The following is a 17,847-nucleotide window of genomic DNA, read 5'->3' on the forward strand; positions in this document are numbered from 1 at the left end:
CGAAAAAAGAAAGAGGAAAAAATGGTCTCAAAAATTACAAGAGGTATGTCCGAAGAGGAAAAACAAAAAATCTACGATGAGAATGCAAAGGAAATGGAAAGTTGTTTTTCTGTAACAAATGCCTACTGGGGCATCGACAAGGTCGTTCTTAATGTAAAAGGACAGATTCACATTAATAACCAGAAATTCGAGCTAGCTAATTATGAAAATAACAATTTTACTATCGAGAAGCAATATGACAGTTCAGGTACTGTCTCCGAATTATTTGTCAAATCATCTACTTTTGGTTCATTTTTTATGGGAAAAAATCCGTATGACGGCAGTTATTATTATCGTATTGAATTGATCCATTGTGGTTTAAACATTGCTACTGCTTCAATTGATGGAATAAAATCAAGATTAGATAGAGCACTATTCATTTTGGAAAACGAAACAGGTATATTTTGTAGGATACATCATTGCGAATTCCAAGAAATCGAACTTTCTTTCACAATGGCAATACAAACTGCTTTCCATTTACAAACAAGAGCATTACTTCTACGTTGTCTGACACAGAAGAAAGTGAATTTTGCTTCTTCTTCAAAAAGTATCAAAGACAAAGAATATGATAAATTAACAACCAATACATCTAAAAATGGTAAACAAGTTTTGTACAATAAAACAAAAAAAGCAAAGAGGTTAAGACAACTTGATAAACAAAAAACAGAAGATTTTGAAGTGTATCGTTTCGAGACCGTTTTGGAAAAAGATAAGATTAAATCTCTTCTTACTACTTGTGTTATGGAAGAAATTGATGATCTGAAAATCATTCAATACTTAGAAAACTTGGTTTCAATTGGAGTCTTCAATTTCATAAAAGAAATCGAACAATCAGTAATAAATACTAACAGAGAATTATCCAAAATTTTCAAAGCAAAACCTCGTTCATCATTCGAAGAATTGTTGAAAAAACAGATTAACGTGTCACATTCAACAAACACTCCGCTAATTTTAGATGAAGAGATCTTTAGTTTAATTGATGTTAAATTTATTTCCAAAGAAAATAGATCGCGTTATAGAAAAAATTTGATTGCCAAAAGTCAGAAAGAATTAAATATTAATTCGGAATCATTTTATTTATCCGAGATGATCACGTGGAATGTATTAATTATTCTACGGTTAATGTTTGATGCTCTTGATTTCGCAAAGGCACATGGTTTAGGTTGTCATAAAAATTACAACACAAATGAATTACACTTTGTTCAAATCCCAAAGTTTACAAAAGAATTCAGAAATGAAATATACTCATTGAACAATAAATTACGTCGAAAACATCATTATAAAATTGATTTATATAAATTAATTTTGAATCGATTGTTGAATTTAAAAGAATTATTTAACGGTTTTTAATATGATTTTACAACTTTGTAAAACCTCCAAAACGTTGATATTACAGCATTTCGTAAAAAAATTGTCTTCCGAAACAGAAGACAAATTAACAGCATTCTTCTAATTTTTTCCAAAAATAACAGTTTTTAGTTCACACTGTGGCATAATAACTAATATCAAAAAACAATTGCAAATTTTACGAGAAAAGAGGTTAAAATGCAAGTTATCTTACCAGACGATCAGATCAAACAAATTCAGATATTAATTTCAAGTTTAATTACATCAGAAATTGAAAAACAAATTCATCATCGAAATATAGACAATTCATACTTAAACAAAAAACAAGCATGTGACTACCTTGGAATTTCAAATAACACGTTGGATGAATGGATTCGCAAAGGGCTTCCATCTATTAAGATCGGAAAAACAGTTCGTTTCAACAAACAAGCCATCGACTCATGGCTACTTTCGCAAAACTAGAAATATCTAACTTTTTATTTTATAATTGTCTTGATATTTTCTGGTTCGAAAAGAGGAGAATATCATGACTATCACTAAGACAAAAAACGGAACATATCGCTTAAAAGTGTATATTCCAACGGAAGCACGGATGCCACTTGGTATCGTCAATAATAACTATTTTGATAAGCGTTTCAAAAGTAAAAAGGAGGCACGACAAGCAGAGATAGACCTTTTAACAAAAATCAATCAGATTGAGAACAATGAGTTTACAGGGCTAGGCAAGATAGACATTCTATTCAAAGATTTTTACGAAAATGTCTGGTGGGAGTATTATAAAGCAGGACAGACCACTTCAACTACAAAGCCCCCAAGCAGGTCAACTATAGCCAATACAAAAACTTGTTTCAAAAAACATATTTTACCTATGCTAGGTAATTACACTATTCAATTTCTCAATCAGAACAAGCAAGTTATTCTAAACTTGATGACTGCTAAAGCTAATGAATACGCCAATTTCAAGACCTTGAGAAGCTATGTAATTTCCATATTTGATTGGGCAGAGGAATTAGAATATATAGAATCAAATAAAGTTGCTAAAACCTTACGTCGTATCAAATCAACTAAGAAAATCCAGTTGGCAGAAGCTAGGCGAGATGAAGACCTCTACCTAACACATGAGCAGTTACAGGAATGGTTCTTAGCCTTCCAAGATGATTTGGCTAGCAGAAAAATTTCACTTAAGGACTACGTTCTATTTTATCTTACCTTCTTTTTAGGAGACCGAAAATCTGAATCTTATGCTTTGCAGTGGAAACACATTAATTTTGAAAAATCCCAAATTCAATTACTCCAAGCACTAGATAGGTATGGAGATGTGAAATCAACCAAAGGAAACAAGAAAACAACCTTTGCTATTTCATCTGACTTACTTCAACTTCTCCAGAATTGGAAAAAACAACAAAGGCAAGAACTTGCAAAGTTTGGTATCATTACGAACTATGAGCAATTTGTATTTACCTATGTAGATACTAAAGGAAACGTAAATAAACCCCTACACGCAGATTATCTTAACAATAAGATGAGAACAGTTAAAAATCGTCACCCATATTTGACACACGCTACACCTCATAAATTACGGCACACTGGTGCAACACTTGCTAAACAAGCAGGTATGAGCTTAGAAGCTATTTCACAGGCTCTAACCCACAGCGATACCACTACAACTCAAATTTATGTCAATACCTCCAATGTCATCCCTATGGCGGTTGGAGAATTTGCCTTAAACTCTCTGAAACAATAAGGTAAAAATAAGGTAAATTTTGAGGTGAACTTTTCAAAAAACCACAAAAAAAACACCCATGAGGTAAACTCTTGAGTGCTTTGAAACGTTGATATATCGCTGATAATTAACGTTTTGAGAACTGGCTAGCTTTACGTGCTTTCTTAAGACCTGGTTTCTTACGTTCAACCATACGAGCATCACGTGTAAGAAGGCCAGCGCGTTTCAATGAATCGCGGAAGTCTGGGTCTACTTGAAGCAATGCACGCGCGATACCGTGACGGATCGCACCTGATTGACCACCGTAACCACCACCGTTCACGTTAACGAAAACGTCGTATGAACCTTGAGTTGAAGTTACAGCGAATGGTTGGTTGATAACCAAACGAAGGTCAGCGTGTGGGATGTACTCTTCTACATCTTTTTTGTTAACTGTGATTTTACCAGTACCTGGGACCAAACGTACGCGTGCAACCGCGTTTTTACGACGACCAGTACCTGTGTATTGTGCTTGTGCCATTTAGATTACGTCCTTTCCCTTAGATAAGACCTGAAATATCAAGTACTTCTGGTTGTTGTGCAGCGTGAGTGTGCTCAGCGCCTACAAACACTTTCAACTTCATGCCTTGTGCACGACCCAAAGTGTTGTGTGGAAGCATACCTTTAACTGATTTCTCGATCAAACGAACAGCGTTTTTAGAACGCAATTCACCAGCTGAGATTGATTTCAATCCGCCTGGGTGGTTTGAGTGAGTGTAGTAAATCTTATCAGTTGCTTTTTTACCAGTCAATTTCACTTTTTCAGCATTGATAACGATAACGAAGTCACCAGTATCAGTGTGGGGTGTGAAAGTTGGTTTGTTTTTTCCGCGAAGTACGCTAGCAACTACTGCAGAAAGACGTCCAAGAGGTACATCAGTAGCGTCTACTACGTACCATTTGCGTTCAACTTGGCCTGGTTTAGCCATGAAAGTTGTTTTGTTCATGATTTCTCCTATACGAATTCGTAATATTTGTTTACAGGGCGATGGGTGTTCCGTCCCATCGAAGGTATTTGGAAGGTTCCGGGGCCTTTCAAATGGGGTAAACAATACCGTCTACCATTGTATCAAATCTAGCAGTCGGCGTCAAGATATTTTACTTTACTTTTTTCACTTTTTGAACCGCGTTTTATCGTCTCACAGATTGTCCTATCTTAAAGTAAGTATGGCGCTTGCCTCTGACCGCCAGGGACAAGGCCAAGATATTTTCAGGGTCTGGCATACGGCCAAAACCGCCGTCTCCGATATGATGAATGTCCGCACCGACCCGCTTGTTACTAAGCCCAAATTCCCGCACGGTCTGCGGATCCGCACTCTCTTGACTGGTCCCAATGGTCGAAATAACCAAGCCACCCTTGTCCTTGATTTTCTCGACAATCGGTGCGACCAGCTCCTCTCGCACTCCCGGAACCGTCCCGACAGCAGGGACTAAAACACCATCTGCTCCCAAAGCAACAAATTCCAGCAGAACCTCTTCATTGACCACCGACTCGCCCAGACCAGCACCGTGCATTTTCCCAGCAAAGACTAGCCCCTTGAAGTGCTCTTTTGCTAGGGAAACAGCAGAGCGGATAGCCGACAAGGATACCCCCGTAGCTGGATTTCCAGTTAGCATGATGAAGTCTACGCCCAGCTCCTCTGCCCTTATAAGACTGTCTGGACTGACCAGACGACCTGCGGAGAGGGAAATGCGTTCTTCAAGTAAATCCTGCTCCTCATCAACTGGCTCTAAGTTAATCCCAATGGGCCGACCTGTCAATCGTTTCAGCTCTGCAATGGGATTGTCGCAATCATAAAAACCGACAATCTGGGGAGAAAAAACATCCAATTCGTTGAGCACCAGCAAATCACAGCTAAAAGCTGCCATCATCTCGGCATTGGAAACACCCGCAATCAGCGGGGCAGCCGTAACGACCGTTTCCCCCAGAACAGTCCGGCCTTCGCTGGCCAAAATAGCCTGCTTGAGCGGGGCAGGAGTCATCTGAGCAATCTCGCTGGCATAGGCAGATAGTAAACGTTTCATATGCATTCTCCTTGTAAGCGCTTTATTCCATAACTGGTAAAAAGAGAGCTGATACTAGGCTCTCTTCTCGGTAGAAATAGACAGAATGGCTAGGGAACCTGTACCTGTATGGGTAGCAATAATAGGTCCCAACTCGGTCAAGATAACATCGGTTACCTGGTCATTTTCCAAAAGGGTAGACTGAATGTCCTGGGCTGCTGCCAAATCACCTGTGTAAGCGACCATGACCGTTGAATGATCCAAATCAGTCAGGGTACGGTCCAACATCTCACGGACACCTTTTTTACGACCACGCAACTTAGCGACTGCCTCTAGCTTACCTTCGGCATTAAGGGCCAGGAGAGGTTTGATGTTGACCAGGCCACCAATGAGTGCTGCTGCCTTGGACAGGCGGCCACCGCGCACCAGGTGATTGAGGTCGTCAACCAAAAGATAGGTCCGCAAACGAGGGGCTAAGTCCTCAACCAGCTCCTTGACCTCAGCCAAGCTCTTACCCTCCGCACGCGCTGCTGCCGCCTTCATTACCAGATAACCTTCACCGATAGAAGCTGCCTTGGTATCGACAATCTCAATACTTGCTTCTGGATACTGGTCCAAGACCATGTCACACGCAATGACACCGCTCTGGTAGGTTCCGGATAGGGCTGCTGAAAAAGCTAGGTAAAGCACATCTTGTCCTGCCTTAGCAGCCTCTTCGAATACCTCTTCAAATTGACCAACATTGACCTGGCTGGTCGTCGGCTGACTACCCGCCTCCATTTTTTTGAGCAGCTCTGCACTTGTTAGTCGATTTGATCCTACCGTTTCATAGGTCGTTCCGTCCAAATTGATGGTCAAACCGAGCACGGTCACATCATTTTCTGCTAACCACTCCTGTGGCAAATCAGACGTTGAGTCTGTTACAATCTTAAAAGTCACGAATCCAATTCCTCCATTAAATGTTGCAAATCTTGTAAATTTCCTTGGGACCAGGGAGATAATCTAGGCGTGTAGAGGTCCACCTGGTCCACAAATTTATCTAAATCTTTTTTGACCACCCTGGTCCGTTCCTCTAGTTCTCGCGCAGAAACACGCAAGGCACCTTGCGAAAAAACCACCCACTGTTCATTGAGGTCGCTGGTTGCCACCGAAACCTGCCTGCACCGGTTGCTATTAAGCTCTGCACTCAAACGCTCAATATAGCTGTCAGCTGTTTCCTCTTCCTCAGTGAAAATCACCGTCAGCCTGTATTCGTCATAGGTCTGTCGAAGGCCGGGCACATGTTGGGCGTCAAAGACACAGATGATTTCTAAATGTTCAAAGGCTGCGTAATGGGACAAGGTCCTCAGTAAATACGTCCTAGCTGCATCCAGATTTCCCTTCTTAAAATCCTGCTTGGTGGTCTGCCAAAAGGCAATCATGTTGTAGCCATCTACGATGAGAACTTTTTCTTTCATTTAGATTTTCTTCCGAAATACTTCGTACATGAGTACAGCGGCTGCTACGCTGGCGTTGAGAGATTGGACATGGCCCTTCATAGGAATAGTGATCATCTCGTCGACCTGCTTTTTGATATTGCTGGAGATGCCCTTGCCTTCGTTGCCAATAATAAGGGCTAGCTTGCCAGTCGTATTCCACTTGTGGCTTGGAGTTCCATTCATATCCGTGCCAAATACCCAGAAGCCAGCCTCCTTTAGCTTATCAAGCGTTTGGCTGAGATTGGTCACTCGGGCGATTGGGACATGGGCCACCGCACCTGTGGAGGTCTTAGCCACAACAGGCGTCACCCCAACTGCTCGGTGCTTGGGAATGATGATGCCTGCAACCTGAGTGGCATCTGCTGTCCGCAAAATCGAGCCGAAGTTGTGGGGATCTGTCAGTCCGTCCAAGATGAGAATGAGGGGATTATCTTCCTGCTCTGCCTTTTCCAAAATCACCGACAGGTCCGCATAGGCGAACTCGGAGACCCGCAGGACAAAGCCTTGGTGGACGGCACCTTCTGTCATGTCCGACAGGGTCTTCTTGGGCGTCCAAGAAATCGACACTTTCTTCTCTGCTGCCAGTGCCTTGATTTTTTCTACATTTTTTCCGCGCAAATCATCCTGAATGTAAAGTTTGTTACCGGTGTTGGCCTCCAAACTCTCCACAACGGCGTGCACGCCATATACGATGTCATTTGTTTCCATATTGCCATTATAGCATAGATTGCCCGCAAAAAAGGTCAAAGTCACTTTTGACTATCGATTTATTTTCTAATCTTGACTTTCCCATCTCCCTTTGGTATCCTTATCTCAAAAATTGTCCGTACAAGCGGAACTATTAAGGAGAACTTATGTCGATTATTTTAGGTATTGTTGCAGGGCTTGTAGCCTTTGCTATTGGTGGTTTGTGGTATGGTTTGATTTTCCGCGACGCTTGGATTAAAGCCTCTGGCATTGATATGAAAAAGATTGAGGCTGATCGTCAGGCTGGTAAAAATGGACAAAAAGAAATGATGCTGTCTGTCATTATCGAGGTCATCTTTGCGGTCTTGTTAATGATTTACATCCAAACACTTGGCGTATCACCACTTCATGCAGCAGGTGGCATGGGTGTATTCGCTATCATTTCATCGCTGAAAAATTATTTATTTGAGCAACGTTCTATCCAGCTCATCCTTATCAATGAAAGCTACAAATTGGTCTGCTACTTGGTAGTTGGTGTCCTAGCTCTATTTGCATAACCATTCCCCTCCTAGCTTTAGGAGGATTTTGTTTTGTGGTACAATAGAAAGAGAACAAGACCAAAGGAGCTATCATGTCAATCTCCCTCCGCACTATCAAACTGATATTTGCCACCGTCCTAGCCGTTTACCTAGCGACAGCGCTGGGATTGTCCTATGCGACGTCGGCTGGGATTATCGCCATCCTCAGCATCTTGGACACCCGCAAGTCCAGCTTCAAAATGGCCCGTAACCGTCTCTTTTCCACCCTCCTGGCCCTGACCATAGCCGTCCTGACCTTCGCCCTATTTGGCTTCGGCATCTGGACCCTAGGCATCTACCTAGCCCTCTACGTCCCCCTGGCCTACCATTTCAACTGGGAGGCAGGTATTGCCCCATCAACCGTCCTCGTTACCCATCTCTTGCTGGAGCAGGATATTTCACTGATTTTTTTGGGAAATGAGCTAACGCTTTTTCTGATTGGGGCAGGACTGGCACTTTTGTTTAACCTCTATATGCCTTCGCAAGAAAAGAAAATCCAGGCCTATCACGACCAAGTCGAAGACCTGCTCAAGCAGATTCTCCTCCGCTTTGAAGCCTTTCTACTCAACGGCGACGGACGAAACGAGGCAGAATTGATTACGCAGCTGGATCAGACCTTGAATGAGGCCCTGAAAGTCGTCTACCTAGACCGCCACAACCAGCTCTTCCAGCAGACCAACTACCAGGTCCATTATTTTGAAATGCGGGCTGCCCAAAGCAAAATCCTACGCACCATGGCCAAGACCATCAATAAATGCTTCCTGGAGAGCCGGGAAAATATTATTTTGGCCAGCCTCTTTGAACGAACCGCCCAGCAACTGAGTCGGGAAAATTCTGCCCAGGACCTCCTGCTCGACATCGAGCTCTTTCACGCCATGTTCCGCGAGAGGCCTCTCCCTCAGACACGGGAAGAATTTGAAACCAGGGCCACCCTCTTCCAACTTCTCCACGATATGGAACACTTTATCCAACTCAAGGTGGATTTCTATCAAGCCTATAAAGAAAATGAAGAACCGTCAGCTTAAACTGGCGGTTCTATTCAATATCCTTGATTTTTCCGTGAAATTCGTCCGACACTTGATTGTGCAAATGCACGAAAGATAGGCCCATCATGACCGCGTTCCCTGCAACTGCAATCATAAATTCTTCCTTGGAAGATACCTTTCCTAGCCAAATGGAGAGGATTAAAATGAGATTATAAAGAAAAATATAAAGAGCCGTTATGCGAATTTTTTTCAATAGTGTCTTCATAGGAACCTCCTGTAGGTGTTTTCTATATTTATTATATAGAATTTAACAAAAAAAACAAGTATTTATGCGTTCTCAACCCCAAAAAACCGCCAGATTTTCATCTAGCGGTCAGGTGTTTTATGAACGATTTTAGAAAGGTTAGACAATCGCCTTGCTTGTTTCATCATCGAAGAAGTGAGCCTTGTTAAGGTTGAAGGTCAAGCGAACAGTTTCACCTGGGTTGTGGTAATCACGCGCATCAACGCGAGATACAAACTCTGTGCTACCGACTTTAGAGTAAAGCATGGTTTCTGCACCGAGAAGCTCAGATACCACCACTTCTGCTTCCACGATAGAAGAAGGGTATGTGTCTAATTCCAACTGAGAAGCCTTGATGTCTTCTGGACGGATACCGAGGGTAAATGATTTGCCATTGTAGCCTTTTTCTTCCAAGTGTTTGCGACGTCCTTCTGGAAGATCCACTTTGAAACCATCTCCAACAAGAACGCCATCTTGAAGCGTAACTGTGAAGAAGTTCATAGCAGGGCTACCGATGAAGCTAGCAACAAACTTGTTAACTGGGCGGTTGTAGAGCTCTTCTGGGCTACCAATTTGCTCGATACGACCGATTGTACCTGTACCTGCTGGGTTTTTAGTTGCAGACATGATAACGATACGGTCAGCCAAGGTCATAGCTTCTGTTTGGTCGTGGGTTACGTAGATAGTTGTCGCACCGATACGGCGGTGGATTTTGGCAATCTCTGTACGCATGGATACACGGAGTTTAGCATCCAAGTTTGACAAGGGCTCATCCATCAAGAATACTTTGGCATCACGAACGATAGCACGACCCATGGCAACACGCTGGCGTTGTCCACCTGAAAGGTCAGCTGGTTTGCGTTCCAAGAATTCTGTCAAACCAAGGATTTGTGCTGCTTCTTCTACACGCTTTTTGATTTCGTCCTTGCTGTACTTACGCAATTTCAAACCAAAGGCCATGTTGTCAAATACAGTCATGTGTGGGTAGAGGGCATAGTTCTGGAATACCATGGCAATATCGCGGTCTTTTGGAGCCACATCATTCATGAGAACGCCGTCGATGTATGCTTCCCCTTCTGTGATGTCTTCCAAACCAGCAATCATACGAAGAGTTGTTGATTTACCACATCCTGAAGGACCTACGAATACGATAAATTCCTTGTCCTTGATGTCCAAGTTGAAGTCTTCAACAGAGTAGTGCTCACTGTTTGGGTATTTTTTGTAAATGTTTTTTAAATTTAATTGAACCATGTTCAATCCTCTCTTTCTTTGATAGTTATATTGTAAATGAAAGCGCTTGTAAAAACTAGGTCAAGGTATACAAAAATAGCAAAACGTTTTTGTGCAACTCTTCCAAAAATCCTTAGCATTGAAAAAAGGCTGGGAAATTGCCCAACCTTAGTTCCTATCAATCCTATTTCACAGTTGCAGTGCTTGTAATCACTTCTACAGCTTTCTTCACAGCGATGTCGTGTTTAAGCATTTCTGGTGAAAGCAAGCTACGAACTTGTGCCACTTCCATCTTGTAAGTTGCTGCCAAGTCTTCGATTTCTTTGTCGATTTCTTCTTCAGTTGCTTCAAAACCTTCTGCTTTAGCTACTGCTTCAACAACCAAGTTTGTCTTAGTGCGTTTTTCAGCATCTGCTTCGTATTGTTTATGAAGGTCTTCACGAGTTGTACCAGTGATTTGGAAGTACATATCTGGTGAGATACCTTGTTGTTGCATACCACCCAAGAATTCATTGATTGCACGGTGAACTTCTTCGTGGATCATTTCTTCTGGCAATTCAACGATTTCAGCGTTTTCTACAGCCAATTCAAGAGCTGCTGATTCAACTGCATCGTCAAAGGCAACTTCTTTTGCTGCTTCCAATTCTTTGCGGTATTTAGCTTTCAACTCATCAAGTGTTTCCACTTCTTCGTCGATGTCTTTTGCCAATTCGTCATCCAAAGCTGGAACTTCTTTTGCTTTTACTTCGTGGATTTTTGTTACGAAGAGGGCTGGTTTACCAGCAAGGTCTGCTGCTTGATAGTCTTCTGGGAAAGTCACTTCAACGTTTACTTCCTCACCAGCTGCGTGGCCTACCAATTGTGCTTCGAAACCTGGGATGAATTGACCTGAACCAAGTCCAAGTGAGAAGTTCTCACCTTTACCGCCGTCAAATTCTACACCGTCGATTGAACCTACAAAGTCGATAACAACTGTATCGCCTTCAGCTGCTGGTCCTTCTTTGATAACCAATTCAGCCAAGTTGTTGCGTGCAGCTTCGATTTTTGCATCAACTTCTTCATCTGTTACTTCTTTAGTAGCTTCTACTGAAACTGCCAAGTTTTTGTAGTCACCCAATTTTACTTCAGGTTTTGTCACAACTTCCGCAGTGATTGTCCAGTCTTGACCTTTTTCCATAGACACAACGTCGATTTTTGGTTGTGCAACTACTTCAAGACCAGCTTCTGCAACCGCTGCTTCATAAGCTGCTGGTAAAAGAGCGTTTACTACATCTTGATAAAGTGCTTCTTCACCAAATTTTTGGTTGAAAACGGCACGTGGCAAGTGACCTTTACGGAAACCTGGAAGATTAATATCTTTCTTAACTTTGTTGAAAACGCGGTCCAATTCTGGTTTGATTGCATCTTGACCGATTGTGAAAGTCAAAACGCCGCGGTTTGTTTCTTTTGCTTCAAATGATACAGACATTCTGTCATTCTCCTTAAAATTTTATTGCATACTCTTCATTATAACACAATTGACAGGGATTTCAACGATTTTATAACGGACTTTTGGGAAATAGCAGAGCTTCTACCCTATCTTCTAATCTGGTTGTTGACCGTCGTGGGCCAACCACTTGCAATCTGTCAAACTCATTTCTGAAAAGACCGCTTCAAATGAAGAGTCTTCTGGTGAACAGGCGTAGATACCGAAATGGATTTTATCATTGCCTTCATGCAGGTGGCAGATCCGCATCTGCTCAAAATGAACACCGTCTTTGGAGTTTTCGATGCAGAAATCACTGCCCCGTCGGCTCAAACGGTAGTAGATTGACTTGACAGAAGCAGGAATTTCCTGGGTCGCCCAATCTGAAAAGCCCTGATTGGTCACAACGCTGCCCAAATGCTGAAACTCCTCATTTTCATACTCAATCGAGCCCTTAATCCAGTTTTCCGAATCCTGATAAACCACGACACCACAATGGTCAAAGCGGGTATGACTATTGGAAAAATCTGTCTTAACCGTAAAGGAGAAATACTCTTCCTCCGTGTCCATCAGGAGCAGGGGAGCGTTGTCATTGACAAAATGGTAGTAGGTCTTCTGCCACAAGTCCGTATGGGCTTGGGTTGTGATTCTGATTTCCTTGTCTGAAATCTGGTAGTTTTCCGGTTCTCGTACCCAGTAAAAATCTTTTGTGTTCATTTGATTTCCTTTCGTTTTAGATTATTATACAGACAAAAGATAAGGAAGACAAGTAACTCAATCAACTCTTTCAAGAGCAGGCTAAGGTGATTTTGGGGACTTTGCAGGCCTTGTATATGCAAGAGTAATAGGGACTATTCCTCCAAAAAGTCTATCAAGGCTGTTGAAAAGTCATCTGCATTTTGGAAGATAGACCCGTGACCTGCATTGGGATAGATGATGAGTTGACTGTTTTTGATTTTCTCATGCATGATATAAGAGTTCTCAGTCGGAACTTGCATATCCTTGTCACCGTTGACGATCAGCGTTGGTTGCGTGATAAAGGTCATATCGTCTTGAGGATCTCTACCCCAGCGTTTGATTGCCTTCAGCTGTGTTAAAAATCCTGGGACATTCATGTCCTTGTCTGCATACTCGGCTTTTCTTTCTCCCATACGACCCAAAACTTTTTCAGCTTCCAGTCGGCCTGCTTCATCGTGGTTGTAGAAAATGTAGCGTTTTGGATCCACGCGCTCCATACCAGCCTTCAGCATATAGCGAAAAGTTTTTCCTGTCACCTTATCGACTTCAACACCGCCACGAGGTCCTGTTCCTGCTAGAATCAAGCGGTTAACCATTTGACTATCAAGACGGACGATTTCTTGGGCAATAAAACCACCCATAGAAAGACCGAGCAGGTTAATTTTCGTATGCCCCAAGTTCTTGATAATAGCATGAGCCTGCTCTGCCATTCCTGGAATCGTAGGAGCTACCTTGCCTTGACTGGCTCCGACGCCAGGCAAATCAAGGACGATGATGTGCTCTTTTTCAGCCAGTAAATCCAGCAATTTTGAATCCCAGTTATCCAAGGTTGCGGCCAAATGGACTAACATGACCAAGGGCAGTTTAGACTTGCCTTTACCTAGTTCACGGTAGGCAATCTGATTGCCAGCGACAGTTATGTATTGATTTTTAGTTGTGATATAAGACATAAGTACTCCTACTATTTAAAACTGAGGACAGTTTTTCCACGTGAGCGACCGTTTGCGACCTTGTCCAAGGCTGCGTTGACTTCTTCAAATGGATAAACGGTATCGATAGACGGTTTGATTTCTAACTTGCTGAAAATGTCTGCTACCTCTTGCAACTGTTGACCATTGCTTTCTACGAAGATGAAATGGTAGTGCACACCGTAGCTTTCCGCCATCTTGTCAAATTTGCGACCAACCAAACCAAAGAGGAATTGTTTCCATTTTGGTAGGTTCATGCGTTTGGCAAATTCGCCATTTGGCATAGCACGGAGGGAAACCAACTGACCGCCTTTTTTCATAATCGACATTTGTTTTTCGGTTTCTGCACCGCCAAGTGTGTCCAGTACATAGTCGATTTGGGAGAGGGTTTTAGTGTAATCTTCTGTCTTGTAGTCGATAAACTGGTCGGCACCCAACGCCAATACCCGCTCTGCATTTGCCCCATCACCGTTGGTAATGACCGTCAAACCCTTGGCTTTGGCAATGGGAATGGCCATACCACCGACACCGCCTGTACCACCTGAGATGAAAATGGTCTTGCCAGCCTCTGCACCCATGAGGTCCAATGCCTGCATAATGGTCAGGGCAGTCAGGGGAACGGCAGCCGCTTCCACATCCGTCAGATAGGCAGGAACTTTAGCAAGTGCAGCAGCCTCCACCGCTACATACTCGGCAAAGGCACCGATATTGTCGAGAGGAAGACGACCAAAGACACGGTCACCAACTGCAAAATTGGTCACGCTTGAGCCGACTTCTTCCACCAAGCCAACGACCTCATTGCCCGCTGTTTGTGGCAATTTGTAAGGGACAATCATCTTGACATCTCCACGAGAAATCATGTTGTCCAAAGGATTGACACCTGCTGCGGTCACTTTGATAAGGACCTGGTCTGGTTTGATGTTCGGTTTAGCAATGTCTGTTAGGTTGAGTGCGATATTGTCTTTGTTATAAGATGTGTGTTGTGCTGCTTTCATGGTTTACTCCTTTTATTTACAGACTTGTATCTGATACAAGTCTAAGTTGCGCGAAATAGAAACTGACTTGTGAAAGTCAGTTGGATTTTTTTGCCTCTTGATACAAGTTAGCAATGACCTGGGCCAAGCTCTCTTGGGATAATCTATCCTGTAAATCCTGCTCAATGGTCGCAAAGATTGGCTGAACAGCTCCTGCAATGTGCCGACCAACTGGGCAGGATTGATTGGCGTGTTGGTGCTGCTGAAAGAGCTGGATATGCGTGACTTCCTGGGTGGCATAGTAGATGTCCAGGAGGCTGATGTCCGCCGGATCCTTGCTCAACTCATAGCCAGCCTTGCCCTGCTGGGACTGGATGATCCCTGCATTCTTCAAGAGAGCGATGACCTTGCGGATATAACTGGCATTGGTACCGACACTGGTTGCCAAGGCCTGCGACGTCATGATATCACTGCTCTCGCTAATCATGGTCAAGATATGCAGAGCTACTGAAAATTTGGTATCCATGGAAACCCTCCTTTTTGAACTTGTATCAATTACAAGAACAAGTTTAGCATAAAGAAATCTACTTGGCAAGGATTTTATTCAAAAAAATCACAACCTTCTGGCTGTGATTAATTTTTCCGTATCTGATCTTCCAGATAAGCTGCACGGGCACCGCCGATCAGTTTAGGACGGCTGGCAAGAGCTGTAACATGGGCCTGGCCGATCTCACGCAAGCTCGGTCTAATTGGCACTTGGACGTGCTTGATGTGCATACCGATAGCCGTATCGCCGATGTCCACACCAGCCTGAGCCGTGATAAATTCCACTTCGACGGGATCCTTCATATACTTGAAGGCTGCCAACTGTCCAGAGCCTCCTGCATGAAGGGTGGGCAATACATTGACCATTTCCAAATCTTTCTGGATAGCCAATTCCCGCTCCACTACCAAGGCACGATTGAGATGTTCACAGCCTTGGACAGCTAGGTAAATGCCCTTGGGAGTCAAAATATCCAGAATCGTTTCGACAACGGCCTCTCCAACTTCCAGACTGGAATTTTTGCCAATATGCCCACCAATGACCTCACTAGAAGACAAACCTAGCACAAAAATCTGACCCTTTTGAAGATTGCTGAGTTCTAAAATCTCTTCGACAACTTGCTTAGTTTGGTCTTTAATTTCCTTTAATGACATGATTTACTGCACCAATTCTTTCTATTGCCTGAGCCAAGATATAACCTAGCACCAAACCAACTGTGTTTTGCAGAGTATTACTCATCAGACTTGTAACAGCGTCAGCTACATTATACATGAAACTAGATGCCACAAAGTAACCACCAATCATGGAAAGGCTGGCAAGAACAATTCCAATCAAACGTTTCTTGCCTGTCCATCCTGCAAAATAACCCTGAGCACCGTGGAAAAGCAAGCTAAAGAAAGCCCACTGGGGATAGCCCAACAAAAAATCAATCAGAAGCCCTGACAGTCCGCCAACAATGGCTCCTTCTTTCTTACCCAAGTAAAAGGCTGTAAAATACACCCCAACATCCAAAAGTGTCACAAAACCAGTTGCAGTTGGCACATGAACAAAGGCTAATACCAAACTCAAGGCAGTTAAAATAGCCAGCAATACCAGTTCTTGCGTCTTTTTATTTCTCATACTGAATCACCCCATATTGATCTGATTTTAAGATGGCTGCATGGACAAAGTCCTTGGATAATTTGACTGCCTCCAAAGAGTTCTGACCTAGCAAGAGCTGACTGGCAATGCTGGACGCAAAGGTACAGCCTGCCCCCACATTGTTTTCTGAAAATAGGGGAGACTTGAGCACCACCACTTCCTTCCCGTCATAGTAAACATCAACAGCCTGTGAACCTCCCAAGCGATTGCCCCCCTTGATGACCACCGACTTGGCACCCAAGTCATAAAGCGCCACCGCCGCCTGCTCCATCTCTTCCTCCGTTTGGATGTCTTTTTGGAGCAATAGCTGAGCTTCTGCCAGATTTGGTGTGATGATGCTGACATAGGGAAGGAACTTCAAGAGTTCATCGCGAAGCTGACTGACCTCTGTATCGTGTGTTTCCTTGCAGACCAAGACTGGATCCAAGACCACAGGAATATCTTGACGAGCCTTGATGAACTCCAAAGCCTGCTCTGCTATTTCCACCGTCGGAAGCAATCCAATCTTAATAGCCGAATAGGGCACATCCTTCAAACTAGCCAACTGCTGGGCAAACACCGCTGCATCTGTCGGAATAACCTCAAAACCTTTTTCCGTCATAGCTGTCAAGCAGGTCACCGCCACAAAACCATGCAGGCCATGGACAGTGTAGGTGGTCAAGTCTGCATGGAGACCGCCACCGCTGAAAATATCATTGCCCGAAAGAGCCAAAATGTACCTAGTCTTCATAGATAATCTCCTTTAGATAGAGGCCGTTGCCTGCTGCAGTTGGACCTGCCAAGCCACGATCCTTTTCTGCTAAAATCCGCTTGATTTGCCCAACGGGCATGCGACCGTTGCCAATTTTCAGCAAGGTCCCAACCATATTCCGCACCTGCTTGTACAAAAAACCGTTGCCCGAAAAGGTAAAAATCAAAAACTGCCGCCGCTGGTCATACTCCATTGTCGCCGCTGTGACGGTCCGTACCTTGTCCTCGACCGATGTCCCCGAAGCTGTAAAGCCTGTGAAGTCATGGGTCCCAACTAAGTCCTGAATGGCTTCTTCTATCAAGCTCAAGTCCAAATCATAGGGATAAAAGGTCGCATAGTGCCGCATCATGGGATTTTTGGGCCGACCAATGTCCACCAGAAACTCATAGGTCTTGCTGTGCTTGGCATAGCGGCAATGAAAATCATCCGCTACCTGCTCCACACTGACCACATCAATGTCCTCAGGTGTTTGAGTATCAAGAGCAAAGCGGAGCTTCTCAGCATCTCGACTGCCAGTCAAGTCAAAATGAATCACCTGACCATAAGCGTGCACTCCTGCGTCTGTCCGACCTGCACCATGCACTGTCACCCGCTGGCCACTGTTTAGTCTTACTAGTGTTTTTTCGATTTCTTCCTGAACGGTACGGGCATGGGGCTGGCGTTGAAAACCAGAAAAGTCATGTCCGTCGTAGGAAATAATTGCCTTAAATCGTGTCATGTTCTGATTGTAGCATAAAAGATACTGGAAAAAAAGAGAAGGAAATTACAACTGTCCTAGCACAGATTGAAGTGACAACTTCAGTCATTGACAGCTTTCCAAAAAAAGAATATAATGAAGGAAATAATTAGAATTATTATAAAAAGAAAAGGAGG

The 17,847-nt window shown here is 43.4% G+C and carries 22 protein-coding genes; 5 read left to right on the forward strand and 17 right to left on the reverse strand.

Annotated features, from left to right (window positions below):
• Positions 1 to 21: 21 nt before the first annotated feature.
• The 3 genes from ACHBHN_RS06605 (at position 22) to xerC (ending at position 3,130) form a co-directional block, all read left to right on the forward strand.
• A complete protein-coding gene (locus ACHBHN_RS06605) occupies positions 22 to 1,389 on the forward strand; it encodes a hypothetical protein (RefSeq protein ID WP_394733815.1) in 1,368 nt (455 codons plus the stop codon).
• A 195-nt stretch (positions 1,390 to 1,584) separates the two neighbouring features.
• Positions 1,585 to 1,848 (forward strand): helix-turn-helix domain-containing protein, encoded by a 264-nt coding sequence (locus ACHBHN_RS06610; RefSeq protein ID WP_105106609.1) that lies wholly within the window; start codon positions 1,585 to 1,587, stop codon positions 1,846 to 1,848.
• Between the two features lie 64 nt (positions 1,849 to 1,912).
• Positions 1,913 to 3,130, forward strand: coding sequence for a tyrosine recombinase XerC (xerC, locus tag ACHBHN_RS06615; RefSeq protein ID WP_394733816.1), 1,218 nt, complete (start codon positions 1,913 to 1,915; stop codon positions 3,128 to 3,130).
• A 106-nt stretch (positions 3,131 to 3,236) separates the two neighbouring features.
• On the opposite strand, the gene rpsI is transcribed toward xerC, so the two are convergent.
• The 6 genes from rpsI to rlmB all read right to left on the reverse strand — a co-directional run bounded on the left by rpsI (position 3,237) and on the right by rlmB (position 7,338).
• Positions 3,237 to 3,629 carry a 30S ribosomal protein S9 gene (gene rpsI / locus ACHBHN_RS06620; RefSeq protein WP_002942223.1) on the reverse strand — a complete coding sequence of 131 codons (393 nt, stop codon included), beginning with the start codon at positions 3,627 to 3,629 and terminating at the stop codon, positions 3,237 to 3,239.
• A gap of 19 nt (positions 3,630 to 3,648) precedes the next feature.
• A complete protein-coding gene (rplM, locus tag ACHBHN_RS06625; RefSeq protein ID WP_002876943.1) occupies positions 3,649 to 4,095 on the reverse strand; it encodes a 50S ribosomal protein L13 in 447 nt (148 codons plus the stop codon).
• 184 nt (positions 4,096 to 4,279) lie between these two features.
• Positions 4,280 to 5,173, reverse strand: a complete 894-nt coding sequence (locus ACHBHN_RS06630) for a haloacid dehalogenase-like hydrolase (protein ID WP_394733817.1) — start codon at positions 5,171 to 5,173, stop codon at positions 4,280 to 4,282.
• Positions 5,174 to 5,227: 54 nt separating this feature from the next.
• Positions 5,228 to 6,091 carry a DegV family protein gene (locus ACHBHN_RS06635; RefSeq protein ID WP_105111363.1) on the reverse strand — a complete coding sequence of 288 codons (864 nt, stop codon included), beginning with the start codon at positions 6,089 to 6,091 and terminating at the stop codon, positions 5,228 to 5,230.
• Positions 6,088 to 6,609, reverse strand: a complete 522-nt coding sequence (locus tag ACHBHN_RS06640) for an NYN domain-containing protein (protein WP_394733818.1) — start codon at positions 6,607 to 6,609, stop codon at positions 6,088 to 6,090. The genes ACHBHN_RS06635 and ACHBHN_RS06640 overlap by 4 nt, the downstream gene beginning before the upstream one ends.
• Positions 6,610 to 7,338: a 23S rRNA (guanosine(2251)-2'-O)-methyltransferase RlmB gene (gene rlmB / locus ACHBHN_RS06645; RefSeq protein ID WP_105111379.1), complete on the reverse strand. Its 729-nt coding sequence runs from the start codon at positions 7,336 to 7,338 to the stop codon at positions 6,610 to 6,612. It abuts the gene before it with no gap.
• Positions 7,339 to 7,484: 146 nt separating this feature from the next.
• Here rlmB and ACHBHN_RS06650 point away from each other — a divergent pair, with 146 nt between their 5' ends.
• Positions 7,485 to 7,874 (forward strand): DUF1761 domain-containing protein, encoded by a 390-nt coding sequence (locus tag ACHBHN_RS06650; protein WP_105111365.1) that lies wholly within the window; start codon positions 7,485 to 7,487, stop codon positions 7,872 to 7,874.
• A gap of 74 nt (positions 7,875 to 7,948) precedes the next feature.
• Positions 7,949 to 8,920, forward strand: coding sequence for an aromatic acid exporter family protein (locus tag ACHBHN_RS06655; protein WP_394733819.1), 972 nt, complete (start codon positions 7,949 to 7,951; stop codon positions 8,918 to 8,920).
• Positions 8,921 to 8,930: 10 nt separating this feature from the next.
• Here ACHBHN_RS06655 and ACHBHN_RS06660 read toward each other — a convergent pair whose 3' ends face one another.
• The 11 genes from ACHBHN_RS06660 to truA all read right to left on the reverse strand — a co-directional run bounded on the left by ACHBHN_RS06660 (position 8,931) and on the right by truA (position 17,692).
• The gene (locus ACHBHN_RS06660) at positions 8,931 to 9,146 is read right to left on the reverse strand and encodes a hypothetical protein (RefSeq protein ID WP_105161031.1); all 216 of its coding nucleotides are present in this window, start codon (positions 9,144 to 9,146) and stop codon (positions 8,931 to 8,933) included.
• Positions 9,147 to 9,284: 138 nt separating this feature from the next.
• Entirely contained in the window at positions 9,285 to 10,415 is a 1,131-nt protein-coding gene (locus tag ACHBHN_RS06665) for an ABC transporter ATP-binding protein (RefSeq protein WP_105111367.1), read from the reverse strand.
• A gap of 163 nt (positions 10,416 to 10,578) precedes the next feature.
• Positions 10,579 to 11,862 (reverse strand): trigger factor, encoded by a 1,284-nt coding sequence (gene tig / locus ACHBHN_RS06670; RefSeq protein ID WP_394733820.1) that lies wholly within the window; start codon positions 11,860 to 11,862, stop codon positions 10,579 to 10,581.
• A 114-nt stretch (positions 11,863 to 11,976) separates the two neighbouring features.
• The gene (locus ACHBHN_RS06675) at positions 11,977 to 12,576 is read right to left on the reverse strand and encodes a DUF1349 domain-containing protein (protein WP_394733821.1); all 600 of its coding nucleotides are present in this window, start codon (positions 12,574 to 12,576) and stop codon (positions 11,977 to 11,979) included.
• A 134-nt stretch (positions 12,577 to 12,710) separates the two neighbouring features.
• Positions 12,711 to 13,547, reverse strand: coding sequence for an alpha/beta fold hydrolase (locus ACHBHN_RS06680; protein WP_394732416.1), 837 nt, complete (start codon positions 13,545 to 13,547; stop codon positions 12,711 to 12,713).
• A gap of 11 nt (positions 13,548 to 13,558) precedes the next feature.
• Positions 13,559 to 14,560, reverse strand: coding sequence for an NADP-dependent oxidoreductase (locus ACHBHN_RS06685; protein WP_105111371.1), 1,002 nt, complete (start codon positions 14,558 to 14,560; stop codon positions 13,559 to 13,561).
• A gap of 76 nt (positions 14,561 to 14,636) precedes the next feature.
• The gene (locus tag ACHBHN_RS06690) at positions 14,637 to 15,065 is read right to left on the reverse strand and encodes an Rrf2 family transcriptional regulator (RefSeq protein WP_105111372.1); all 429 of its coding nucleotides are present in this window, start codon (positions 15,063 to 15,065) and stop codon (positions 14,637 to 14,639) included.
• A 107-nt stretch (positions 15,066 to 15,172) separates the two neighbouring features.
• Positions 15,173 to 15,736 carry a TIGR01440 family protein gene (locus tag ACHBHN_RS06695; RefSeq protein WP_024406459.1) on the reverse strand — a complete coding sequence of 188 codons (564 nt, stop codon included), beginning with the start codon at positions 15,734 to 15,736 and terminating at the stop codon, positions 15,173 to 15,175.
• Positions 15,717 to 16,202: an ECF transporter S component gene (locus ACHBHN_RS06700; protein WP_394733822.1), complete on the reverse strand. Its 486-nt coding sequence runs from the start codon at positions 16,200 to 16,202 to the stop codon at positions 15,717 to 15,719. The genes ACHBHN_RS06695 and ACHBHN_RS06700 overlap by 20 nt, the downstream gene beginning before the upstream one ends.
• Positions 16,192 to 16,953 carry a bifunctional hydroxymethylpyrimidine kinase/phosphomethylpyrimidine kinase gene (locus tag ACHBHN_RS06705; RefSeq protein WP_394733823.1) on the reverse strand — a complete coding sequence of 254 codons (762 nt, stop codon included), beginning with the start codon at positions 16,951 to 16,953 and terminating at the stop codon, positions 16,192 to 16,194. Before ACHBHN_RS06705 ends, ACHBHN_RS06700 begins: the two co-directional genes overlap by 11 nt.
• Positions 16,943 to 17,692, reverse strand: coding sequence for a tRNA pseudouridine(38-40) synthase TruA (truA, locus tag ACHBHN_RS06710; protein WP_105160387.1), 750 nt, complete (start codon positions 17,690 to 17,692; stop codon positions 16,943 to 16,945). The genes ACHBHN_RS06705 and truA overlap by 11 nt, the downstream gene beginning before the upstream one ends.
• Positions 17,693 to 17,847 lie beyond the last annotated feature (155 nt).

The organism is Streptococcus sp. A22 (assembly GCF_043674215.1).
Lineage (GTDB): Bacteria > Bacillota > Bacilli > Lactobacillales > Streptococcaceae > Streptococcus > Streptococcus suis_V.